The following is a 23,938-nucleotide window of genomic DNA, read 5'->3' on the forward strand; positions in this document are numbered from 1 at the left end:
GGTTGCGTGGTGTGCGGGTCATCGGGGGCTGCTCGCTGTGGTGTCGGAGGCGGTCACGCTCTGGGTGGGGATCGTTGTGTACTGGGCTGCCTGGATGCGGTAGCGGTCGCGGAAGACCCCCGGGCCGCTGTCGTCGAGGAGTTCGTCGAACGTGCCGCTTTCGACGACGCGGCCGTGGTCGAGGACGTGGATCAGGTCTGCTGTGCGCACCGAGCCGAGCCGGTGGGTGATGAGCAGGACGGTCTGGCCGGCTGCGGCCAGGGTGCGGATGTTGTCGAAAAATTCCTGTTCGGCCTTGGCATCGAGGGCGGCGGTGGGTTCGTCGACGATCAGCACGTCGGCTGCCCGGTAGTGGGCCCGGCCGATGCCCAGGCGCTGCCACTGGCCGCCCGAGAGGTTGTGGCCGCCCTTGTATCCGCGGGCCAGGAGCGTCTTGAGGCCACGCGGCAGCTCCTTGACCAGTTCGGTGGCACCGGCGGACTCGATGGCCTGGTCCAGGCGCTCCTGGACGATCGGGTCGTCGGGGCGGCCGATGGCAATGTTGACGGCGGCAGTGAAGGGCCAGTGGTAGAAGTCCTGCCCGACGACGGCGATCTTGTCGATGAGCGCTGAGCGGTCGACGAGCGCGGCGTCGGTGTCGTCCCACAGGACGCGCCCAGCATCCGGCTGATAGAGCCCGCACAGCAGCTTGGTCAAGGTGCTCTTGCCACTGGCGTTGTCACCGACGAGGGCAACGACTTTCCCCGTGGGGATGGTCAGGGTGGCGCCGGTCAGAGCGCGGGTTGTGTCCTTGCCCTGGTAGGTGAAGTGGACGTCTTCGAAGGTGATCTGCTTGGGATGGTCGGGCAGGCAGAGACCGTCGGTGGGGATGGCTCGGGTGTCGGCTTCCTTGCACAGCTGGTGGAGGTCACCGATAAACAGGGTGTCCTCGTGTGCGGAGTTGATCTGCTGGACGAGGTTTTGGAGGCTGGAGGCTCCGTTACGGATGGCCAGGACGGCAGTCCCACCCACCGACAACGCCATGGCTCCGGTCCACAGCAGCCCGCCGAGGGTGGCGTAGGTGGCCACGGCGGCCAGCCCGCTCCATGCGGCAGCAATCAGACCGGTGCGTGCGGCCAGGCGGGACAGGCGTTTCTGCTCGGCCTCCTGGGATTCGGAGATGGCACGGAAGCTACGAAGTAGGAACGGGGCGACACCGTGGACGCGGATTTCGGGGGCTGCGTCGGTGCTGATCAGCAGGCGGCTGATCAGCTGCCCAGCACGAGCGTGCTGGACGTAGGCGTGGAAAGACAGGTAGCGGCGGCGCGCCACGGACAGGGCCGCCCACGCGCTGGGCAGGGACATCGCCACGAGCATCGGCAACAAAACAGGGTGCAGCACGGAGAGAACCCCGGCGGTGGCGACGAGGGACAACAGGGCGTTGACGATGCTGGTGCTGTACCTGACCAACCGCCGCGCGGATCCGGCCCCGTACTGGGCGCTGTCGAGGAGCCGGTGGAATTCCTCGTCCTCGATCGCCGCCAGCTCCACGTTCGCGGTGTGGGAGAGGTACATCTCGGTGGCGACCCGCTCGACCTTCGGCTCCAGCTGCCCGGTGCCCGCAGTGGACAAGGCGCGTAAGACGGCCGAGACCATGGCGGTGAGGCCGGCAGCGGCCAGGGCAGGAGCCGCGTGGCTGAGCCGGTCGACGGTACTGCCGCCGTCCAGCAGGTGGCTGAGCACGCGGTTGACCGCGATCAGGCCGACGGCCTGGCTCACTCCCCGGCCGACCTCCGCGAGAGCGACCAGCCGCAGAGCTCGCCGGTCCGCCTGCCCAGCCAGTCGGATGGTGCCGGACAGCAGCTTCGGGAGCTGGGTGACCATGGAACGAAGGTTCAGCTGAAGGAACGCGTCCTGGTGCTTGTTCCAACCCATGTCGTAACGCAACGGGCCGCCGAACAACAGCTCCTCGTGATCCGGCGTCGCATCGCCGTCTGCAGAGGCCCCGCGGGGAGTCGAGGCGGGTTCTTCTTTCATGGGCGGAGCCCTTCGACGGGGACGTGCTGTATGTCCGGGGACTGGGGAGCAATGGGGTAGTTCCACAGGCCGGTGGCGGCGCGGATCGCGGCGTCAGCCTGCTGGCGTCCCTGCTCTCCCCAGCCGAACAGCTCGACGATGCGGTGCGGCGTGGCGATCAGGCGAAGCATGGTGTCGCCGGTGGCCGCGTCGGGGACGGAAGGCCCGATATGGGTTATGACGCTGGCCATGCGGACGCGAGCACAGGCGCCGATTCCGATGTACGCAGCCGAGGTCGTGTCGTGCAGGTACCCGAGGTAATGCGTCGGTCCAAGCGCGAGGTGTGCTTCCTCGTGGGCTTCTCGCTGGAGGGTCTGCGTGGGGTCGGCGTCCTGTGTCTCGACGGTTCCGCCCGGGAGCATCGGCAGTCTGCGGCGGGTGTCGATCAGGACGAGGCAGCGTCCGTCGGGCACGAAGAGCCAACCCCAGCATTGCGTGACGGGCAGGGAGCCGGGAACCGGTTCGTTTTCGTGCCAGGGCCATTCCATACAGAGCCGGGGCGGCGCCAAGTCCCCGAATCTGTGAACAGCTTGGGGGCGGACAGCGGTGATGGTCACGGGCTGCTCCTCACATAGGCGGTCGGAGGGAAAGCGGGGGGAAGGGAGCACCAGGCCCAGGAAGTGCCCGAGGTCTGCTCTTCGGCGTACGGCCTCGTCTGCGGCCGGTCGCTCCCCACAGGAGTCGACCGGAGACGAGAGGCTCATCGAGTCCGCGACATAACGGCTCGGCAAGGGGCGCGCTCTTACGAAGAGCGCGGGGCCTCCTGGGAGCATGCTGCCAACTGAAGGCTTCGCGCCGAGTGACCGCGCCGGCGCCGGTATGCCAGGACGCTGGAGAGGGTGACGAACCAGTGCTGACCGCGATACACCGCGGTGAGATATCCCGCGGAGACGAGATGCTCCACGACCTGTGTACTGACGTCGAGGATTCCGGCCGACTCCCGCGCCGTCAGCAACAGTCCGTCGAAGGCACCGCCCTGCTCCGTCCGGCGCGCTTTCATGCGGCCCCCCTCCAGCCAGGTCTCGGCCTGCCTCTCGACATGGCGGCTCACGCATACGGCGACCGACGGTGCTGGTGGATCCTGGCCTTCGGCCGTCGGACGGGCGGCCCGTCGCCTCGTGCAGGGTCACAGGACTGCTCCCTTGCAAAGCAGCTTGAGCGTCACGCGGGCACGATGAGCGATTTCGTTGTCTCCGGCACGCGTGCCCCACACCAAGCCGCTGACAGCATCCGCCGCAGCCAGCGCCGGCAGCACCTGCCGCTCGGGCCCTGTCAGCTCCCGTCCGTACCCTGTGAAGAACACCCTCCGCAGCCGCGGTTGTTGCTGCCACGGGCCGACGGCCAGATGCACGAAGTCATCAACAGCCAAAGCAGGTCGCGCCCGCTCGAAGTCGAGCAGGGCAGCGCAATCGCTACGCCCGTCCCAGAGAACGTTGCGTTCCTGCGCGTCGCCGTGGATGAAGGCGGCAGGGCACGCCTCCAGGTGCGGGAGGTTCCTGGCCAGCCGAAGCACCGTCTCCTGCTCGGCGCGCGTGAGCAGGTCACCTGCCGCAGCTACGTGTTTGCCCACGGATTCCGTTCGCGCGCGGACCTCCGCGAGAAAGTCCCAACTAGCGCTGCTGGAGGCGCGCGGAGCGTCATGGAGCGCGCGCAGCAGCCAGCCGACCTGACGGTGCACCTTGAGGAGGTCGCGCATGGTGAGCCCCGCGGCGACGGGCTGGCCGGGTGCTGCTGTGAGCAGCAGGGCCAGCTGATCGGGGTCGGCGGCCTGGAGACGGGGAGCGCGGTCGGGGCCAAGGGAGGGCACAGCGAAGCGGTAGGCATGAGTTTCGCGTGCGTAGAGCGCCTTGGAGGGCGAGATCTTTAGGAAGTACCGGGTGCTGTCGGGACAGGTCAGCTCCCAGACCTTGGAGTTTCCCCGATCCCACGAAGTGTGGCGTACGAGCGTGATGGGGCCGATCACGTAGGAAGCCCAATCGAGGACGCTCCCGGGAATGCTCATGCGGGGCCGGGCCATCGGAGTGCTGGTCAACACGACCACCCATCTCCGTATTCGACTGGCCTTTGGCGGCTCATGAAGACTCCTCGATCACAGCAGGTTGAAAAGGGGGCCCGGCTTCGAGCTGGAGTGGATACGGGAAGGGCAAAGACCGGTGCGACGGTCAGGCAGCTGCGGCGACGTGCTGCGGCCTCGTTGCGCGCATCGCATCCAGCTGCGCGGCAGTGGCTCTGAATCGGTGACAACAGTTGGATCTTGCGGGAGAAGCCACACGCGGAAGGGGTGGCACCCACCTCGGTGAAAGAGCTGGTCCTCGTGGGGACAAAGCAGATGCCGCCCTCTCACGGCCAGGCGCTCACCGGGGACGCTCCCCCACGGCTTCTGGCTCCACCGGAACGTGAAACCAGCGAAACGGCATGACCGGGCATTGCCGATCACGCACCACAGCTGGTGGTGCGCCGGAGCTCGGATGAGGCCGGCTGATGGGACTTCGACCTGCCAAACAGGTGCGGGGCGACACTTTCGCCATCGGGACGAATTGCCCCTGTGTCGTCGAGGAGAACCACCCCGTTACACAAGAGCGACCACCCTTGCTCCGGGTGCTGAACCACTGGACGCGCGGCCTCGCAGTCAGACGCGTCGGGAACTGGACAGGGCGGCTGGTGCAGGCACATCTGAGAAGATTCCTCTCTGACAACTCCTTCGATCCCTGACTGGCTAGGAACCGGGGAAAGGAGGTGGTCTCGGCTGGTACACGGCCCGGGAAGATGAATGGCAGGAGCGAACCTGTCGATCACTGCCACCCTCACCTTCCGGTCACGGACGTCGCCTCAACGCTTGAATCCGGCCAAGTCAATTGATCGGTACGGCACGACACCTGGCTGAGTGCAGCGCCGCGGTAGGCCAACACCTTCTGAAGCCCGGACTGGATCCGGTCTATTGGCCAGGTGGAGACGCGTCTACCGCGCTTCTCCCGCTAGTTGGCAGGAGGTTGAGGATGTCTGCCGCACTTCCTCGCCGCACATCCCGACGGTGATATCACTGAAGTGATAACGACCAAACACTGTGCGTTGGTCGAGCCCAGGGGACGGGAGACGTGGTGGTCGGGGAGGTGAATCGGTGCTGCAGCCGGTGTGGTTGCCGGTTGAGTCGGTACAACGTCACTTCGCGGTGCGGGGCATGTGCTCGCATCCTTGGTGTCGGCGACGCGGATCTGTCGTCGAGGGTTCCGGAGCATGTTTGGCGGGATCACCAGGTGCAGGAGGCTCTGGCCGCATGGGACTTGGGGAAGACGCTGAGCTTGGTGCGCCGCCTTGCCTCGCTTCGGCAGGAGGACACGGCTCAGATGACGGGCCTGAGTCAGTCCGCATTGTCCATGCTGGAAAATGGGACTCGGCCCCTCACGCACATCGACAAGATCACCAGGCTGCTCGATGGACTAGGAGTCCCGCCTGAGCTCGTGCGGCTGCCACTTGCGCGTTCTGCTGCCGCACCTCGTGCTATGGGAGGCGACGGTTGGGCTGCTCCTCCACCCGAGGAAATCCCGCCCTACGAATGGGAGAGCCCTCTCGCCGTCGCCAGGAGAATGAACGCCACCACCTCCTCAAACACGGACCCCGAGAGCGTGAAGGTCCTGCAGCGGTCGGTGGAGGACATCGTGGCGCGCTACGAGGCCAGAGGCCCGCATCGGATGGCACCCGAGGCGGAAGACCTGCGCAGATACGTGCAAGAACTCTTGGAAGGGCGGCAGCCACCCCGCCAGCAAGAGGCACTGTTTCGTTTGGCGGCACAAGCTTCCGGACTGCTCGGCTACATGGCTGTGAACGCCGGCCGTGACTCCTTGGCAGAGGCGTACTGCGCTGAGGCCGAGAAACTCGCGAGTGCCGTCGGCGATCAAGAACTCCTCATGTGGATCGCCGGCACCCGATCCCTCAACGCGTACTACTCAGGCGATTTCGTCACAGCCGTTGGGTGGGCAGACGCTGGCGTCGACCTTGCGCCGGCGCATCCGCAGGCCATCCGACTGTTGGCCAATGGGCGGGCAAGGGCGCTGGGCAAGATGGGCGACAGGGCGGGAGCTGAACGGGCACTTGCCGTCGCAGAGGAACTCACCGTGCGGCATGGACTACCTGGCGGGCTGACCTCCTGCATCTCCTTTGCCCCTTATGGCGCCGCCCGAACGTTGGCGAACGCGGCTACTGCCCATCTCGCTCTCGGCAACACTCGGCGGGTCCTGGAGTGTGCCGACCAGATTGACGATCTCGTAGAGCAATCCGATTCGGCATGGAGTCGCGCTCTGGTCGGTCTGGACGTGGCGACGGCCCTCCTCAACGGGACAAGCCCGGAGGTCGAACACGCAATGTCGATTGGGCAGCAGGTGCTCTCGGCCGGGAGCGGACCGCCGATCCGCTCTGTTGTTCAGCGTGTCGGCGAATTGAACGCTCTCGCGGCACGATGGCGAGGCCAGCCCAAGGTAAGGGAGTTCGTCGAAGCGCTACAGACATGGAGGGCGACCCCTCAGACCCAGCTCATCGCCAAGGTCTGCGACGATGGCACAGCCGTGTGACCGATCGAGGAGCAGCGGGTGCAGCAACTCCAGTACGTGCAGGCTTCCTTTCCGCCAGCGCCACCTCCATCCCTGGCCGATCCCTCAGTGATCGCCGCGCACGAATGGGCCGCATTCGGCAACGTGAGCGAGATGGTGAATCACTGGGACAGGCCCGGGTGGACTGCATCCACTCGCGCGTACTACTGGATGATCACCTTTCCTGGTGCCTCCGCACTCATCCAGCGGGCTCGGCAGTGCCAGCAGGCGCTGCGATCCCTCGCCTTCGACGACATTGACGAAGACGGTCTACACCTGACGCTTGGGCGTATCGGGTCGTCGACCGAGATCTCGCTGGACCAACTGGATCTATTGATCGCTTCCGTCCAGGTCGACGCCTCCTCATCCGTTTCCCTGCAGGCAGTGCCCATGACCGCCTCCCGTGGCGCGATCCGCTTCAGCGTCGCGCCGTGGACACCGTTGGTCGATCTGCGCATCATGCTCGCCGAGGCAGGGGAGAACGCCGGCCGGCCGCTTCGGAAGCCGACATCGGGATTCCGCCCGCACATCGGTATCAGCTACTGCAACCGGGCGATACCTGCGGCCACTGTCCGGGACATGGTGAGACCGTTGCGCGGCCTCGACGCCGTAGAGGCGGAGGTGAAACAGGTGCACATCGTCGAGCTGCGGCGCGAGCCGTCGGCCTACCGATGGGACGTGATCCGCACGCTGGACCTCCCCACGGCAACCCTTCGTTGAATCGGCCAGCGAGGGGAAGGGTCAGCAGTCCACAGGCGTAAGCAGCCTCTGCTCCGCGACATACGTCACCAGATCATTGACCAGCGCGGAAGCGATGTAGAGCGGCGCCGGAGTGCAGTTCTACGGGTTAGCTGACCAGATCGGGCGTCTTCTGCAGTCTGGGATGTCGGATTGCGTGGGCTCGTGCTGTTCCCCAGCATTCCGCGAGACTGCTGACCAAACACAAGCCTCTACCGTGCGTGGCATCGAGGTCAGCGCAGGTCGGTCGGGCGGCTAACGGAGAAATTCACCATCCGGCACTTCCCCCTCAGCACAGGTGGCTTCGTGCATCTTTAGGAACAGCAGATGTGGACGAGTTTGGGAGGCAGTTGGTGATCTTTCCTCGCCCGGATGTCGATGAGATATGACGGCACTAACGGCGGTGGAAGTTGGTTCACGTCCCTGACACGAGTCCCGGCGGGGCTGTCGCGGCTACTGGGGAAACCGACGTGACAGGCGATGCCTGCTGAGGAAGACTCGCGTCGTGCGCGATCGTGTAGATACCCCCTCTGGCCTGGTGCTGCGGAGATGGAACTCCGAGGACGCCCAGGCGGTGATGACCGCGTTCGCGGATCCGCTCATGCGTGGCCAGTCCATCGAGCCGGTTGATTCTGTCCCGGCTGCCGAGCGGTGGATAACGGCTCGTGGTGACCACTGGGCTGCGGACTCTTCCTACTCCTTCGCCGTCGTCGACGGCGGTGGCCTCGTTCTCGGCCAGGTGTGCGTTGGCCCAGTGGATCGGCGTCATGCCACTGGATGGGTGTCCTACTGGACGACGGCAGCGGCCCGTGGCCGGGGCATAGCTTCCCGTTCCTGCCGTGCTGCGGCCCGCTGGGCCTTCAACGACGCGGAACTCTTCCGGCTGGAGCTCGGGCACCGGGTGAACAATCCCGCCTCATGCGGAGTGGCTCGCGCTGCCGGCTTCGCGGTGGAGGGACAGCAGCGACAGAAGCTCGAATACGACGGTGTCCGCTTCGACGTGGAACTCCACGCCCGCCTGGCAACGGATGCGGAGCCCGTGTCCTTGTAAGCCGGCTCCAGCCCGTGGCACGTCTTTGGTGGGATTGAGCGAGAGGCGGTGCGGGACGGCCCGCCGCCCGTGAGGGCCGGCGGGCTGTCGGGTGAGCGCCTCTATCAGCTGACCTTGGCGGGTTCTTCGGCTCGGGCTCGGGTGCTGGCCAAGCGGTAGGAGTCGGTGCCGGTCTCGATGATGGTGCCGTTGAAGGTCAGCCGGTCGACGATGGCCGCGCAGAGCCGCGGATCCGTGAACGTCTTCGTCCAGCCGCCAAAGGACTCGTTGGAGGCGATGGCGACGCTGTTCTTCTCCTCGCGCTCGGTCAGAACCTGGAACAGGAGTTCGGCGCCGTGCCGGTCCAGCTCCATGTAGCCGAGCTCATCAATACACAAAAGATCAACCCGCCCGTAGCGTGCGATGGTCTTGTTCAGCTGCTTCTCGTCGGCGGCCTCGACCAGCTCGTTCACCAGCTTCGTCGCGAGCGTGTAGCGGACCCGGTAGCCCTTCATCGCCGCCTCGGTGCCCAGGGCGATCAGCATGTGTGACTTGCCGGTGCCGGAGTCGCCGATCAGGCAGAGCGGCTGCCCCTGCTTAATCCATTCACAGCTGGCGAGGGTGTGGACGGTGGCCGCGTCGATGTTGGGGTTCGCGTCGAAGTCGAACGCCCGAAGGGACTTCTCCCGAGGGAAGTTCGCCGCCTTGATCCGCCGCTCCGAGCGGCGGCGGGCCCGGTCGTCGCACTCGGCCATCATCAGTTCGGCGAGGAAGCCCCGGTAGCTCATCTGCTCCTTCAGCGCCCGCTCGGCGATGTCGGAGAACTCCTTGCGGATCGACGGCAGCCGCAGCATGCGGCAGGCCGTGTCGATGGCGGCGTCGGCGGCCTGCTCGGTCAAGCCTCGCTGGCGGGGCAGGGTCGTCACTGTGCTTCTCCCTCACGGTGGTCACCGCCGCTGTCGCGGCGGCGTCGGAGCAACTGGTCATAGGGGGTCACCGAGGGCAGCGGCCTGGTGTCCGGCGGAAGATGAGCCAGGCGCCACTCGTTCAGAGACGTCACCGTCGCCGGCAACTTGCCGGAAGCCAGATGGTCTGCCACGGGGCCGGGTTCGGTCTCGGCCTGGGCGGCCTTGCGGGCCTCCAGCGCGACGGCGTCCGCGGTCAGGGCCCCAGCCCGCAGGGCAGCGGCGAGGCCGGCGACGACATGCTCATGAGGCAGGTGCCGGCCCAGCAGCAGGACCTCGATCAGGGCCCGGGTGCCGTCTCGCTCACCGTGGATCTTCTTGGCCTGATCCCACCAGGCGTCATGGACCGGGGTGAACTTGCCCGCCGAGCGAGCCTGTTCGAGCGCGGTGGAGCCGGGAAAGGCGCCGGGCTTGCGGACCAGTGCCTCCAGGTAGTGGTCCAGATCCAGACGGACCGCGCCCTTGGCAATCAACCGCTCATGCCGGGCCACTTCCACGTTCTTTTCATAAACCACCAGGTGAGAAGCGTGCAGCACGACCCGAACCCGTCTCCCGATCAGCCTGATCGGGACCGAGTAGCGGTTGGTGCGAACCGGGATCTGGCCGTAGCGGTCGACCCGCGGCGTGAACAGTCGGCCCGTCTCGAACGGTTCCTCGGGCAGCGGCCGCAGCAGCGGCTGTTCGAGCGCGAAGCACTCCGCGACAGTCTTGGACCTGGACCCGATGCGGCGGGCATCGTCCTGCCGGTCCCACTGCTCGACCATCTCGTTCAGCTCAGCGAGCGAGGAGACCTCGGGGACCGGAACGAAGTGGTTGCGGCGGAAATAGCCGATCTGGCCTTCGACTCCACCCTTCTCGTGGGCGCCTTCGATGCCGGGCCGGCAGTAGAAGCTCTCGATGCCGAAGTGCGACCTGAACGCGATCCACCGGTCCGCTTCCACCCGGGCCCGGCTCAGCCCCAGCACCTGTGCGACGGCCGCCTTGAGGTTGTCGTAGCGGACCTTGCTCCGCGGGACCCCGCCCAGCGTCCGCAGTGCGTGGACGTGGCCTTCGAAGAACGCTTCCTGGCCGGCTGAGGCGAACACCCGGTGGACCGCCTTGCCCGAATACGACAGGCGGAAGGAGAACAAATAGCAGGTCACCAGCTCGCCGGCCAGCCGCACGCTCACGTCGCCGAAGTCGACCTCCGCCTCGTGGCCGGGCTGGTGGGTCTGCGGGATGAACGCTTCCAGCGGTGCCTTGCCGGACTCGACGAGGATCTCGGGCTTCCGGCCGGCGACGTAGTAGCGGACCATCCCATAGGAGACATCCGCCCCATGCTCCTCGACCAGCCGGTGAAAGATCCGGGTGACCGTATGCCGCTGCTTGCGCGGCGCGTCCAGATCCAATCGCAGGATCTCATCGATCACCGGCTTGAACGGGTCCAGGCCGGTCGCCCGGGGCGGGAGTTTCTTGCGCGGCTCCGGCCAGGACGAGTCCAACGCCTTGCGCACTGTCCGCCACGTCACGCCGTGCTTGCGTTCGAGCTCCCGCATCGACATGCCTTCGCGATGGTCACGCCTGATCGCCGCGTACAGCTCGACCTTCGACATCTGTGGCATGACCAGCACCTTTCACCAGGAGCATCCCGATGCTGCCCTGGCAAGAGACCTGGTGCCTCCCAAACTCATCAACATCACCCGACCGTGGTTCGGGGCGCCTCCCAAACTCATCGACAAGTGACTTCACTACTGCTCGATAAAGCCACACAGGCGATTTCCATCTGTCGCGGACTCAACTCTGAGATGCCTGGGTGTGTTGAATGGCATGGGTGAGGAACTCGCTCACCAACAGCGCGGGGGTTTCGCAGAGTTCGCTTGCTCCCCACATAGGAAGGGCTGCCCGCAAGCCGGCGTGGGCCCCTGCCGCGAGGGCGGTGTTGGCCAAGAGCGCCACCTCCAAGCGCTGCGGGAGGCTATCCACCACATCGGCCATCTGGCGACTGGCTCTCGTCCGCCTTCTAGTCGTTCCTTCACGCGCAGCAATCGACTGTGGCCAAGATGTGCTCCCGCGGTCGGGGGTGCACATGACAGCAGTGATATCACTCATGTGATATGGGCTTGAGAGATGCTGCACGGGCAAGGTTCTGGACACCAAGCTGGAGGCAGGCTCATGCAGGGGGACCGACGGCGGTGCATCGGGTGCGGCTCCACCTTGAGCCGCTACAACTCAGAAGCGAAATGCGGACCCTGCTCACGGCCAACTGCCGTGTGGCCATCTGTACCGCAGCGGGTTTGGCGGGATCCCCAGGTACACCAAGCGCTGGCGGCCTGGGACTTTGGGCAGGTCAGCCGCCTTGTACGCGAACGTGGATCGCTCCGGCAGGAGGACATCGCCCTCCTCACTGGGGTGCCTCAGCCGTTCCTCTCGATGATGGAGCGAGGGACCCGCAGGCTGACGCATATCGACAAGATCATTAGGTTCCTGTCAGGGCTTGGCACCCCACCGGAACTCGTTAAGGTCCCACTACCCACTGCACCAGTTCGTCCCCCTCAACTGCCCACCGTCACTGCTGCCGCGGACGACCAAGACCCCGATCTCCCATGGACGGTGGACCGTATGGTGACGGCACTGACCCGAGCGGTAGGAGGTGGGGCAATGGATCGTCGCGGCTTCCTTGCAGTGAGCGGAATCGCGCTGACGGCATACGTGCACAACTGGAGTGTGGCCGAGGCGGAACCACTCGTTCGGTTGCAGAAGGGCAGCAGGGTCTCCAACGAGTTGCTGCTGTCTCTCCAGAAAACGACAAACCACCTTCGGGGAATGGACGCGAGTTCCGGAAGCGGCACTGTTGCGAAGCTTGGTGACGATCACCTAAGGCTCCTTCGAGACATTGCCAAGCACGGCGCGTACGACGAGTCCGCGGGCCGACAGCTTGCAGGGATCATCGCGGATACGGCGACGCAAACAGGGTGGTTCACTTTCGACTCCGGCGCGCCTGACGAAGCCCAGTCCTACTTCTTGGCGGCCTTACGTGCTGCCCGCGCGTCGGGTGATCCGCGATTGGGCGCTGGCGCGCTGTCCTACATGGCGATTCGCGGATACTCCACAGGGCAGCCGCGAGATGCTGTCACTGCCGCACGGGCGGCCCTCGACAAGGTCAAGACGCTGAATGTGCCAGCCTTGGAAGCGATGTTGCTCACCCGTCAGGCTCGTGGGCACGCCATGCTCGGCGCGCAGCAGGCGGCCCTCAAAGCATTGGGACAGGCGACGGAGCTGTGCGCACGGGGGCGATCTGAGCACGACCCGCACTGGCTGTATTGGATCAATGACGGGGAGATCCAAGGACAAACTGGCAGCTGTCACCTCGCTCTCGGCAACCCACAGCAGGCGATCAATAGTCTTGCCCAAGCTAGGGAGGCCCTCAATCCGGCGGATGTTCGGACGCGGGCACTGTTCCTCACCCGCGCAGCCACTGCCCAATTCCGAGAAGGCGACATAGAAGCCGGGGGCGCCACGGCCAACGAAGCCATGGACCTTGCTCAGCATCTCCAGTCTGCTCGGCTGAACGAACACGTCCGCTCCATGGCCGGCGAGCTCAGCGCGGTCGCCAACACACCGCACGCTCAGGAGCTGATTGAGCGGTCTGTTCTGGTTACAGGGAAGGCGGTACCGCGGTGATCGAGAACCATCCGGCACTCGTGCTCTGGGACATCGACAGGACTCTGCTCTACGTCGGCAATGTTGACCGGCAGGTATATCGGGAGGCTTTCTTCGAAGTGGTTGGACGCCCAGCCGAGCGACTCCCCGCCCGTGGCACAGGGGTGACAATGCCCCTGGCGATCGGCAGCCTGCTTCGGGAGAACGGAGTGGCAGCCAGCGAGGTGCCGAAGCTACTGCCACGCATAGCGGAACTGCTCCCCAAACGCCTGGCCGATCACATGGCAGACCTTCGAAGCGAGGGCGTTCTCATGCCAGGTGCTGTCGCCGCCCTGAGGGCAGTGCATGCCCATACCGGCCTGGCCTCCACGGTGGTCACGGGCAACCTCAAGCCGAACGCGATCTTGAAGCTCGAAGCCTTCGAGCTCGACCAGTTCGTGGACGTCGAGATCGGGGGATACGCCTCTGATGACGACAACCGGCCGGCGCTCGTCGCTATCGCCCAAAACCGCGCTCAGGCCAAACACGGCTCCACCTTCGGCCCGTCCAACACCGTGATCATTGGCGACTCCCTCGAAGATGTCCGTACGGGGCTTGAAGGCGGAGCAGCTGTCATCGGCGTTGCGTCCGGCACGACTCCTGCGACGGCACTCCAGCAGGCAGGAGCCGACGTTGTGCTCGATGGGTTGACCGACATCCAGCAGCTGATGGGTGCACTTTCGGAGGCACTTTCTCCGTGCGAACGTCTCTGACGGGACTCGGAGAAGGAGCGGCAGATGCGGCCTGTGCGTTGTCGTCCGGTGCTGTGGCGGTGGCTCGGCACGGGCAGCCGCTGTACTGCCGCTCCCCGCAAAATTGGCTTTACGCAGCTCGTGTCCGTGCATGCGCAGTACGTACGAGGCCATGCCCCGGTCCTGGAAGTACTCGGCGATCTGCCCGGTCGTGTGGGCTCCTCATCAGGGCGGACAGCGATTGAATGAATGGAGGGACACTCCCGTGCCTGAGAAGGTCACCAAGGACAAGGTGCTGTGCTACGTCGTGCGCGAGGGAAGGCTGCTGGTGTTCCGGCACGCCGAATATGGCTACGAGGAGGTCGGCATCCAGGTCCCGGCCGGCAGCATCCGTGAGGGTGAGACGCCGGAGGCGGCGGCGCTGCGGGAGGCCCGCGAGGAGACCGGCCTTCACGACTTCAAGATCGCGCGCAAGCTCGGCGAGACCGTGTACGACATCAGCCCGTACCGGTTCGAGCTCCAGCGTCGCCACATCTTCCATCTGGAGCTGACCGAGCCCACTCCGGAGCGGTGGATGAGCCAGGAGGACCACGATGGGGAGCAGGAGCCCACGCATTTCGAGTGCTTCTGGATTCTGCTGGAGGCAGCCCACATCCTGCAGGCCGGCCAGGGCGCCCTCCTGGGGCGCCTGTACGACTGAGCCTCATCCGGTCACGTCCCCCGGGGACAGCCGATGCACCGCACCAGCGAACAGCACGAGCACAATCCGATCGCCCAGATGTACCGCCGTCCGGACGCCGAGTACCACTGTCTCGCAGCTCACGGCCCCGTACCCCTCTGAGCACGGCAGCACATCGAGCAGGTGAATTGTCATGGAATTGCCAAATTGCCGCAGAATCGTGGCGGCTACCGACAATGCCCGGGAGTTCTCGCATGTCCCATGTGATGGAGACAAATCCGCTCGCCCCTTACGTCCGCGGCGACCTGCCCGGCCGCTTCAACGAACTCGACGTGCTCAGGCGGCACTGGGCACGGTTCGCCGCCGTGTCCCAGGGCGCGGTGGTTCCCCCCTATGAGGTCTTGGTTCATCCCTCGAGCGGATGCAATCTGCGCTGCGCCTGGTGCATCGGAGACCACGTCCCCCTTGAGCTGTGGGACGAGCAGCGCGAGCAGTTGGTGATGCTGGACGCGGCCAAGGACGCGTCGGACCGGCTCCCGGACCATCTGGCAAGCCCGGAGAACATGCTCAAGTTGATCGGTGACATCGTCGACTACGAGGTCGAGGCTCCCTACCGGCAAGGCGGCGAAGACCGCTCCGAGGTCTTCAAAGTGGAAGCAGTGTCGTTCTCCGGGCTGATCGGCGAACCGCTTGTCGCACGCAAGGCCCTGATCCCAGCGTTCGCCCTGCTGGCCGAGCGCGGAATCCGCTACGGGATCTTCACCAACGCTGTACTGATGGATGACGCCTGTATAGAAGCTCTACTCCCAGCGGGATACGTGCATATCAGCATCGACGCCGGCACACCAGATACCTACGCCAACCTGAAGTACGGCGGCCGCAAGGCCGGCAAGGTCATGTTCGAGCGCGCGATGGCCAACCTGGCTCGGCTTGTGCAGCGCCGAGCCGAAACCGGATCGGAAGTGGAGATCAACACTTCCTTCGTCATGTATCCCGAGAACTTCCATGAGGTCTACACGGCTGCCTGCCTTATACGTGAAGCAGGCGCTGACAGCTTGCGCTTGAAGCAGGACAACTCCGGCGAACGTCCGCTCACCCCCGATCAGGCGAGCCATGCGTCACGGCTGGTCGAGCAGATCCGCAGTGATCTGACGGCCGATACGTTCCGGTTGCTTGAGATCCACAAGATCGGTCAGACCGCCGAGATGGCGCGGACGTGTTCTACGTGCTCGATCACCGACCTCATGGCCGCAGTGGGCTCGGACGGTTGTCTGTACCCGTGCAACTACCACCCCCGGCCTGGCGGCTTCAGCTACGGCAGCGCGTTGGAAGAGTCCTTCGCGAGGATCTGGGAAGGCAAGCTTCGCGGACAGCTGCGCAGCCAGCTCCCAGTGATCTGCCCCAAGGTTTGCGACCCGTTCAAGAACCGGTCGAACCGACTCCTGGCAGAAGCCAAGCAGGTCGCTGCGACCGGCGGTATCGATCTTCTGGAGGGGCACGTCGCCGACTTGGTCAACGGCGGTGCCTACCGGATCGAGCGGTGACATCCGTGCAGGACAGCTTATCGGTCGACGATCTGGATGCCTGGGCGCGTCGCCCCTCTACTTCCCTTTGCCGAGACCGTTTCGGCGCCCTGATGGCGGGGGTTGAGATTTTCGCGCCGTCACCGGTCGTCGACTACGTGGCGTGGTACACCGAAGGCTTCTTCGCTCGAGGAGATTCCCCAGCCAGAGCACGGCTTTTCATTCATGACGTGGGCCCAGAACTGATCCGCTCGGTCAAGGGCGCCCGGCTCATATCGCCCCTGCGCCGAGCGAATTTGCCGACCGCGTCGGACACGGTCTGCTTGGTGGATGACACGCGCTCGACAGTCCATCTGTTCCTGGGAGCAGCCACCAGGGACGAGCCCATGCTGGTGGCAGTCCGGGTACTGCGCGCGCTCGTACTTCGCACACTCCTTGGGGACGGCTGCCCGTTCTTCCACGCGGCGTGTTTCACGCTGCGCGGGGTGGGCGTGGCTTTGATCGGGAGACGGACAGCCGGCAAGACGACACTGCTGCTGCACTCCTTGGACAGTCTCGAGGCGGCACTCGTGGGCAACGACAAGTTCGCCCTCGTGCAAGACGCCGACTCGAACGCCGAAGACGCTCTCGGCTTCCCCATCCAGATCGGGATCCGTGCGGGCAGCCTGCTGGCCCTGGGCGACGGCCCACTGCGGACCTCTCTCATGCGCCGGTGGTCGCAGCGGTTCGGCGACGTCGAAGCCCACCGCGATGACCTGGAAACGCGTCTTGGGATACGCCCGCAGGAGTTAGCCGCCGCGGCAGACAGCACGGTGATGCCTAGATGCCGTCTCGGCCTGGCCATAGAACCGTGCCTTGATCCAGACGCGGTCACACCGCGTCTGGAGAGGCTCGGCGATGACGAACGCCGGACGCTGTGGACTCACAACCTGCTGCGTCGTCCCGCCGAAGTCTTCCCCCAACAGGCCGCCTTGGCCGGCCCGGCGAGCGAGACCGAGCTGCGGATTCCGCAGGTTCCCACGTACCGGCTGATTCAACCGCCGGCTGCGGGCTCGCTGACGAGTCGAGTGATCGAAGACCTAGTGTGCCGCGTGTCGGTGGATGGATGAGGATTATGCGCATTCTCGGAATCGCCAGCGATCTGCACATCTCCTCGGCCGCGCTGATCGAGGACGGACACGTCGTGGCGGCAGCGGCGGAAGAACGCTTCACCCGGCGCAAGCACGCGCGCGACTTCCCCGCCCGCGCGATCGAGTACTGCCTGTCCACCATCCCAGACGGTCTCTGCGGCGTGGACCGGGTCGCGGTGAGTACGAACCCGACGATCGACTTGAGCGTGCCCGACGGCCGCTATGCCGGACGCGCCCGCTGGCATCCCGAAGGGCTCTACTCGATACCGAACAACCTCGCCGCTCTTCTGGACACGCCGTATCAAGGGTGCGCCACACAGATCCTGCAGACCGCAGGTGAGCCGCTGCACATCGACTACGTCTATCACCACGATGCGCACGCGGCGAACGCCTTCTTCCTCTCGCCATTCGAGTCCGCCGCGGTCCTGACCGTCGATGGCCGAGGCGAGGACTGCACCGCGCTGCGCGCCGTCGGGAACCGCAACACCTTCACCACGATGGACACCATCCCCTACCCCCACTCGGTAGGGCTGCTCTATGGCGCAGTCACCCAATATCTGGGCTTCCGGATCGACCGGGACGAATGGAAGGTCATGGGGCTGGCCGCCTACGGCGACCCCAACAGCACTGCCTACAAACTGCTCCGAGACCTCATCGACTTCAAGGACGGCACGGTCCGCCTCGACCTCAACTACTTCGGCTATTACCTTCGTCCCTCTCGCGGCGCCGTGAACGAGGCGTTCATCCATCGCTTCGGGCCGCCGCGCCGGCCGGAAGAACCCATGACCGCCCGGCACCATGACATCGCCGCGGCCGTCCAGCATGTGCTGGAGGACGCGCTCCGCTACATTCTCGCCGACCTGCACCAGCAGACGGGGCTGAAAAGGGTTGCCCTGGGCGGAGGGACGTTCATGAACTCCGTCTTCAATGGGAAGATCATGCCCTCGACGCCGTTCGACGAGGTCTTCATTTCAAGCTGTCCCGATGACAGCGGCACTTCTATCGGCGCGGCCCTGTACACGCACTGCGTCCTGCTTGAGGCCGAGCGCGGTCCGGCTATGACACACAACTACTACGGGCCCTCCTTTGCGCAGACCGCGATCGACGAGGCGCTGTCCCTGGCCAAGCTGCGCGCGCCGGCTGTGGACGATCCGGCCGATGCCGCCGCACACGCGCTGGCCGAGGGGAAGATCATCGGCTGGTTCCAGGGAAGCATGGAACTCGGGCAGCGGGCGCTGGGGAACCGCTCCATCCTCGCCGATCCCCGCAGTGTGCGCATGCGTGACCAGGTGAATAGCGCGGTGAAGTTCCGTGAGCCATGGCGGCCCTTCGCCCCGGCCGTACTCGCCGAGGATTTCGCCACCTACTTCGGCCCGGAACCGGCGGTGTACTTCATGGAGCGCACGCTGCCGGTGCGGGACGAGGCGCGGAACCTCATCCCTGCCGCGGTCCACATCGACGGCACCGCCAGACCTCAGACCGTGACCGTGGACACCAATCCGCTCTTCCACCGGCTGATCACGAGATTCCGTGACCGGACAGGCGTCGCCGCGGTCCTCAACACCTCGTTCAACCTGGCAGAGGAACCCATCGTGTGCAGCCCCCAAGACGCGATCCGCACCTTCTACTCTTCGGGGCTGGACTTGCTCGTCATGGGGAATCGGGTGCTGACCAAGTGACTACGACGATGGGCGCGACGGAGCTGTCCGCGTGCCTGCGCCAGTACGGATTACAGGTGAGCGGACCTGCGCGGATGCTTTCCGGCGGGCACGTCGGGCAGTCCGCCGTGGTTCCCACGGCCCAGGGGCTGCTCGTCGTCAAGCGGTGCCACCGGCGGTTCGACCCGGCACGCGTTCAACTCGCGGCTCAGGCACATCAGCACGCTGCCCGGGCCAGCCTCGCCCCGCCCCTGAGACTCACTCGCGATGGCCAACGGACCGCCCAGGTCGAAGGCGCCACATACACCGTGGCCGAGTATGTCGATCATGCGGAGCGGGCTGGGCCAGCTGGCTTTGCCTCCGCTCTCGCCGCTCTGCACAGCCACTTCGAAGGCTTCAGCCCGCAGGGTCGCTGCCCCAACTTCCTTCAACTGCCCGACCCTCCCACAGCAGACTTGGAGCGGATCCGGCGGCAGACTGACGATGCAGCCAGCCAGGAAGCGATCGAATGGCGAATCAAGATCCTCGCGGAGTTCGGGCTCGAAGCGCAGTCGCTGGCTGCCGTGCCCCGAAGCTGGGTGCACGGCGACGCACGTCCGGACAACCTGCTCATCACGCGCGGCCCGGACCGTCGCCTGTTCATCGACTTCGATCAGGTCTCCCGCTTCCCGCGGCCCTATGAGATCGTCCGGGCCTTCATGGCCTGCATCAGCCCACGGCTGTCCGCGCACCTGTTGGGCTCGACGTTCCGGGACTATCTGAACGCGTACCACGCCGTCACCCCGATCCCCGCAACCGATCGCGCAATCATGATCGACCTATACCTCACCGTGCAAGCGGCGGAGACGCGCACCTTCACCACGCCCCGGGGCGAGATCCGCGGCATGCCGGCTTTCGCGCGTGCCCGCCACCAGCAGTTGACCTGGATCATCGAACACCGCGGCCTCCTGCGCAGGGTCGCAGAGGAGGCTCAGCCGTGACCACCCTCGCTCTCTTCGGCGGGCCACCCATACGGGCCCGCGCCTTCCAAGCCTGGCCGCATTCCGACCAGGCGGAGCTCGGTGCGCTTGCCAGTGTCCTCGCCAGCCGCCGCTGGGGAGGGATCCACAGCGGATCACAGGGTGAGGTGTTCGAAAGGGCGCTCGGCGAGTACCTCGACGTGCCGCACGTGGCGGTGGTCTCGAGCGGCACTGCTGGACTGATGATCGCTCTGCGAGCCCTGGGCGTCCGGGCCGGTGACGAGGTCGTCGTCCCCGCCATGACCTATGTGGCGACGGCCACCGCGGTTTCCGTGCTCGGCGGTGTGCCGGTGTTCGCGGACATCGACTCTGACACCCACACGATCGACCCTTCGTCCGTGGAAGCTGCGATCAGCGAGAAGACGAAGGTGATCATCGCCGTTCACCTGGGCGGGCACCCTGCCGACATGGACCGCCTCGGTCTCATCGCCGCCGAACACGGTGTCCCGATCATTGAGGACTGCGCCCAGTCTCTCGGCGCGACCTGGAACGGCGCTCACACCGGATCGCTTGGTCAGGTCGGCGTGCTCAGCTTCGCCAGTACCAAGAACATCTCCGCCGGAGAGGGTGGAGCGGTTGTCACACAAGATGGTGAGCTCGCGGCACGTATCGCGTCGCTACGCGATCACGGGCGCCCCCTTGGCGTCACCGGTCACCACCCCGAACTGGGCTGGAACCTGCGGCTCAGCGAGTTTCAGTCCGCCATACTGGGCGTCCAGCTCGAACGCCTGGACCGCCAACTCGCAGCGAAGACAAAGGGCGCAACGTTCCTCACCAGCGTGCTGTCCAGCGTGCCAGGATTGCGGCCTGTGCCCGCCGATCTCGATCCACGGGTAACCAGACACGGCCGGTTCTCCCTCGCGTTCACCATCAACGCCGAAGCATTCAGCAACATTTCGACCAGCTCCTTCCGCTCCGCGCTGAGAGCGGAAGGCATCCCTGTCGGTCTCCGCGACCTCATCGCCTGTCCCGACGAGCCGATCTACGCCGACGGCGCAGCCCGGGACTTCGCGCCCTCACGAACCGTGTCGTGTACGGCGGCCCGTGCTGCCTGCACCAGGCTGGTGCTGTTCGGACAGGCAGCCGGGTCGGGCATGCTGCTCGAAGACCCATCGGAACTCGCCGATGTCGTACGTGCAGTCGAGAAGGTCCACGACAACTGCAGCCAACTCCGCGAAGCGGAACATCAGCGCGCCACGACCCGTGTTCCATCCGATTCCTAGCCAAGGAGAGTCACATGCCCCGAGCACCATTCCAAATCCTCGTCGTACCTTTCCGCCGTGTCGGCGAGCAGATCGAATACGCCGTTCTGCGCCGCCAGGACATGAATGTCTGGCAAGCAGTTGCCGGCGGCGGTGAATCAGGCGAGAGTCCGCAGCAGGCTGCCGTCCGCGAGGCGCGTGAAGAGCTCGGCCTCGATCGGACAGTTGCGCTCTACCCGCTCCAGACCACCGCCAGCATCCCAGCACGGTTCTTCGCTGATCGAGACAGCTGGCCGGCGGGAACCTACGTTGTGCCTGAGTACTCGTTCGCCGCGGACCTGACCGACGAGGAGATCAGGCTCTCTGACGAGCACACCGACCTCCAGTGGCTGGACTACAAGGCTGCCAGCGACCTGCTGCGATTCGACAGTAACCGCACAGCCCTGGGTGAGCTTCACGAGCGTCTGCTGGGCGCCGACCTGCCTCGACCGGTCAAGTGACAGTGATCGACGCACCCTCCGAACCGCTGCGCACGGTGATACTCGGCCAAGGCTACGTCGGCCTGCCGCTGGCCATCCGGGCAGCGCGGGTCGGCCACCAGGTCGTGGGATTCGACACCGACGCAGACCGCGTGAAACGGCTGCAAGCCGCAGAGTCATCGAGCCCTGACGTGCCGGCGGAGCTGATCGCAACAGCTCTGGCCAACGGGCTCTACGCGCCAACCACGCGCCCAGAAGACTTGGCCGGATTCGATGTCGCAGTTATTGCGGTACCGACCCCGCTACGCGACGGCGCACCAGATCTTTCCGCGATCGAGCACGCCGGCCTGGCGCTTGCGCCACACCTTCAGCCGGGCTGCGTCATCATCCTGGAATCCACCACGTATCCGGGAACGACTGACGACGTTCTTAAGCCATTACTAGAAGCCGCCTCCGGGCTTCGGGCAGGCGAGGATTTCCACCTCGGCTACAGCCCCGAACGGATCGACCCCGGCAACCGAATATGGACCCTCCAAAACACGCCGAAAATTGTCTCCGGGGTAGACGATGCGTCCCTGAAAGCCGTGAGTGACTTCTACCGGAGCCTCGTCGAAACTGTCGTCGAAGTCGCCGCGGTGCGCGACGCCGAACTGGCGAAACTCCTGGAGAACACCTTCCGCCAAGTCAACATCGCCTTGGTCAATGAAATCGCTGTCCACGCCCAACAACTCGGCACCGATATCTGGGCGGCACTCGATGCCGCATCCACCAAGCCCTTCGGTTTCATGCGCTTCACACCCGGCCCCGGCGTTGGCGGGCACTGCCTTCCGGTCGACCCCACCTACCTGTCCTGGCAAGTCCGGAGGCAGGCAGGCCGGGCCCTGCGGCTGATCGAGGCGGCCGACGAGGTCAACTCCGCGATGCCCGCCTATATCGTGAAGCGCCTGGCCGATGCACTCAACCGGAAGGGCCTGCCGGTCAACGGCTCACACATCCTCCTGCTCGGCATGGCCTACAAGCCCAACACCGGCGATATCCGGAACTCCCCGACGATTACCATCGCCCGGCTCCTGGCCGGACACGGAGCTCACGTTGAGATCGTCGACCCTCACGCCGACGATCCGGTCGGCCTCGATGTCCGAGTGCACTATTCCCAGCTCACCGCGAACAATGCGGCGACGTCCGACGCGGTCGTCCTGCTGACCGACCACGATGCGTTCGATCTCCAGCTCATCGAGGACCATGCGCCGTACGTCTTGGACTGCCGAGCACGCCTGAGCGGCGCGAACGTCGAACGCCTGTGACCTGTTGTCCGACTTGCTCCTACCCCGAGGACATGGCCATGCCCCACGCACCCTCAGCATCGAGGGATCTCACTTCGAGCGACCGCTGCCTGGTGAGCTTGCCGAAAGCCGACCTGCACCTCCATCTCGAGGGCGCCATGCGGCCCGGGACCCTCGCGGAACTGGCGAGCACCTATGACGAGCCGATGCCGCAGGTCAACTCCTACCGCTCGTTTGACGAGTTCCAGCACTGCTATCGAGCGGTCGTCAAGCTGATTCGAACACGAGGTGATATTCGGCGCCTGGTACGAGAGGTCGTCGAGGATGCGGCAGCCTCGGGAGCCGTCTGGATCGAGCCACATTTCAATCCGACGACCTACGCTCCCGCGCTCGGCTCGGCCCAAGACGTGCTTGACCTCGTCTTGGACACCGGAACTGCATCGGGCAGAACCCTCGGCGTCGGCTTCGGACTCATCCTCAGCGCAAGCCGCAACCGCGATCCGCGAGATGCCACTGTTCTCGCGAGACTCGCCGCCGACTATGCCGGCCGCGGCGTAGTTGCCTTCGGTCTTACCGGTGATGAAGCTGCCACTCCTCCGGAAGCATTCAGCGAAGCCTTCGCAATCGCCCGGGACGTAGGACTGATCGTCGCACCGCATACAGGGGAACTCGTGGGCGGACCGAGTATCCGCGGCACACTCGACGTACTGTCCCCCGATCGGATCGCCCATGGAGTCCGCGCCGTCGAACATCCGGCACTCGTGGAACACCTTGCCAACGAACGGATCACCTTGGACGTGTGCCTGACGTCCAACCGCGTCCTGGGAGTCGTCAAGCACATTGAAGAACATCCCCTACTGCACCTCCTGGAGAGCGGGGTGCCATGTTCCCTTGGCTCCGACGACCCTCTGCTGCTGAAGACCAGCATGCTCACGGAGTACCAGATCGCCCGGACCGAACTGTCGATGACGGACTGGCAACTAGCCGCCATAGCCAGCACCTCAATCCAATCGTCCGGGGCACCCACCGAGTTCATCGCACACGCCTTGACCGGAATCGAGGATTGGATGAAACGAGATATCCCAGACCCTGCCGAAGGGCACCCCCACCGTGCCCGCGAGGACTGCGACTCGCGTTGAACCCACGGAACCTCCAGGGACGTCAGTATGGGGCGCCGGTACCGAGCAGTACGTCAAGGAGTTCCTCACGACGTCGCGCACGACC

General features: G+C 65.4%; 21 protein-coding genes and 2 pseudogenes. 16 read left to right on the forward strand and 7 right to left on the reverse strand.

What is annotated here, in order from left to right; translation table 11 throughout:
* Positions 1-18 precede the first annotated feature (18 nt).
* From NUT86_RS08960 to NUT86_RS08980, 5 genes are all read right to left on the reverse strand, one after another.
* Positions 19-2,016 (reverse strand): ABC transporter ATP-binding protein, encoded by a 1,998-nt coding sequence (locus tag NUT86_RS08960; RefSeq protein ID WP_274734642.1) that lies wholly within the window; start codon positions 2,014-2,016, stop codon positions 19-21.
* Entirely contained in the window at positions 2,013-2,612 is a 600-nt protein-coding gene (locus NUT86_RS08965; RefSeq protein ID WP_274734643.1) for an NUDIX domain-containing protein, read from the reverse strand. Before NUT86_RS08965 ends, NUT86_RS08960 begins: the two co-directional genes overlap by 4 nt.
* Before the next feature lie 185 nt (positions 2,613-2,797).
* On the reverse strand, positions 2,798-3,055 hold the full coding sequence (locus NUT86_RS08970) for a helix-turn-helix domain-containing protein (RefSeq protein ID WP_274734644.1): 258 nt from the start codon (positions 3,053-3,055) through the stop codon (positions 2,798-2,800).
* Positions 3,056-3,181: 126 nt separating this feature from the next.
* Positions 3,182-4,090, reverse strand: coding sequence for an aminoglycoside phosphotransferase family protein (locus NUT86_RS08975; RefSeq protein ID WP_274734645.1), 909 nt, complete (start codon positions 4,088-4,090; stop codon positions 3,182-3,184).
* Between the two features lie 398 nt (positions 4,091-4,488).
* Positions 4,489-4,728 carry a DUF5999 family protein gene (locus NUT86_RS08980; RefSeq protein ID WP_274734646.1) on the reverse strand — a complete coding sequence of 80 codons (240 nt, stop codon included), beginning with the start codon at positions 4,726-4,728 and terminating at the stop codon, positions 4,489-4,491.
* Positions 4,729-5,357: 629 nt separating this feature from the next.
* Between NUT86_RS08980 and NUT86_RS40605 the strand changes: the two are divergent.
* From NUT86_RS40605 to NUT86_RS09000, 4 genes and pseudogenes are all read left to right on the forward strand, one after another.
* A pseudogene (locus tag NUT86_RS40605) lies at positions 5,358-5,459 on the forward strand (helix-turn-helix domain-containing protein); the annotation flags it as partial.
* 180 nt (positions 5,460-5,639) lie between these two features.
* Positions 5,640-6,620, forward strand: coding sequence for a hypothetical protein (locus NUT86_RS08990; protein WP_274740781.1), 981 nt, complete (start codon positions 5,640-5,642; stop codon positions 6,618-6,620).
* A gap of 18 nt (positions 6,621-6,638) precedes the next feature.
* A complete protein-coding gene (locus tag NUT86_RS08995; protein WP_274734647.1) occupies positions 6,639-7,358 on the forward strand; it encodes a 2'-5' RNA ligase family protein in 720 nt (239 codons plus the stop codon).
* Positions 7,359-7,881: 523 nt separating this feature from the next.
* Positions 7,882-8,427 carry a GNAT family N-acetyltransferase gene (locus tag NUT86_RS09000; protein WP_274734648.1) on the forward strand — a complete coding sequence of 182 codons (546 nt, stop codon included), beginning with the start codon at positions 7,882-7,884 and terminating at the stop codon, positions 8,425-8,427.
* A 104-nt stretch (positions 8,428-8,531) separates the two neighbouring features.
* Here the strand turns inward: NUT86_RS09000 and istB are convergent, their stop codons facing one another.
* Both istB and istA read right to left on the reverse strand, forming a co-directional pair.
* The gene (istB, locus tag NUT86_RS09005; protein WP_446750756.1) at positions 8,532-9,332 is read right to left on the reverse strand and encodes an IS21-like element helper ATPase IstB; all 801 of its coding nucleotides are present in this window, start codon (positions 9,330-9,332) and stop codon (positions 8,532-8,534) included.
* Positions 9,329-10,963 carry an IS21 family transposase gene (istA, locus tag NUT86_RS09010; protein WP_274740428.1) on the reverse strand — a complete coding sequence of 545 codons (1,635 nt, stop codon included), beginning with the start codon at positions 10,961-10,963 and terminating at the stop codon, positions 9,329-9,331. Before istA ends, istB begins: the two co-directional genes overlap by 4 nt.
* 559 nt (positions 10,964-11,522) lie before the next feature.
* Here istA and NUT86_RS09015 point away from each other — a divergent pair.
* From NUT86_RS09015 to add, 12 genes and pseudogenes are all read left to right on the forward strand, one after another.
* Positions 11,523-11,849 (forward strand): annotated as a pseudogene (locus NUT86_RS09015) (helix-turn-helix domain-containing protein); the annotation flags it as partial.
* 159 nt (positions 11,850-12,008) lie between these two features.
* A complete protein-coding gene (locus NUT86_RS09020; RefSeq protein ID WP_274740783.1) occupies positions 12,009-13,031 on the forward strand; it encodes an XRE family transcriptional regulator in 1,023 nt (340 codons plus the stop codon).
* A complete protein-coding gene (locus NUT86_RS09025; RefSeq protein WP_274734649.1) occupies positions 13,028-13,762 on the forward strand; it encodes an HAD family hydrolase in 735 nt (244 codons plus the stop codon). The genes NUT86_RS09020 and NUT86_RS09025 overlap by 4 nt, the downstream gene beginning before the upstream one ends.
* Positions 13,763-14,006: 244 nt before the next feature.
* On the forward strand, positions 14,007-14,441 hold the full coding sequence (locus NUT86_RS09030; RefSeq protein WP_274734650.1) for an NUDIX hydrolase: 435 nt from the start codon (positions 14,007-14,009) through the stop codon (positions 14,439-14,441).
* Positions 14,442-14,674: 233 nt separating this feature from the next.
* Positions 14,675-15,964 (forward strand): radical SAM protein, encoded by a 1,290-nt coding sequence (locus tag NUT86_RS09035; protein ID WP_274734651.1) that lies wholly within the window; start codon positions 14,675-14,677, stop codon positions 15,962-15,964.
* Positions 15,961-17,052 carry a hypothetical protein gene (locus tag NUT86_RS09040; RefSeq protein ID WP_274734652.1) on the forward strand — a complete coding sequence of 364 codons (1,092 nt, stop codon included), beginning with the start codon at positions 15,961-15,963 and terminating at the stop codon, positions 17,050-17,052. Before NUT86_RS09035 ends, NUT86_RS09040 begins: the two co-directional genes overlap by 4 nt.
* Entirely contained in the window at positions 17,028-18,752 is a 1,725-nt protein-coding gene (locus NUT86_RS09045) for a carbamoyltransferase family protein (protein WP_274734653.1), read from the forward strand. Before NUT86_RS09040 ends, NUT86_RS09045 begins: the two co-directional genes overlap by 25 nt.
* 8 nt (positions 18,753-18,760) lie before the next feature.
* Positions 18,761-19,711, forward strand: a complete 951-nt coding sequence (locus NUT86_RS09050) for a phosphotransferase (RefSeq protein WP_274734654.1) — start codon at positions 18,761-18,763, stop codon at positions 19,709-19,711.
* On the forward strand, positions 19,708-20,973 hold the full coding sequence (locus tag NUT86_RS09055; protein ID WP_274734655.1) for a DegT/DnrJ/EryC1/StrS family aminotransferase: 1,266 nt from the start codon (positions 19,708-19,710) through the stop codon (positions 20,971-20,973). The genes NUT86_RS09050 and NUT86_RS09055 overlap by 4 nt, the downstream gene beginning before the upstream one ends.
* A gap of 14 nt (positions 20,974-20,987) precedes the next feature.
* Positions 20,988-21,452, forward strand: a complete 465-nt coding sequence (locus NUT86_RS09060) for an NUDIX hydrolase (protein WP_274734656.1) — start codon at positions 20,988-20,990, stop codon at positions 21,450-21,452.
* A complete protein-coding gene (locus tag NUT86_RS09065) occupies positions 21,449-22,735 on the forward strand; it encodes a nucleotide sugar dehydrogenase (protein WP_274734657.1) in 1,287 nt (428 codons plus the stop codon). Before NUT86_RS09060 ends, NUT86_RS09065 begins: the two co-directional genes overlap by 4 nt.
* A gap of 32 nt (positions 22,736-22,767) precedes the next feature.
* Positions 22,768-23,853, forward strand: a complete 1,086-nt coding sequence (add, locus tag NUT86_RS09070) for an adenosine deaminase (protein WP_274734658.1) — start codon at positions 22,768-22,770, stop codon at positions 23,851-23,853.
* The last annotated feature ends 85 nt before the right edge of the window (positions 23,854-23,938 follow it).

This window comes from Streptomyces sp. G7(2002), assembly GCF_028870195.1.
In the GTDB taxonomy this organism is placed as follows: Bacteria; Actinomycetota; Actinomycetes; order Streptomycetales; family Streptomycetaceae; genus Streptomyces; species Streptomyces nigrescens.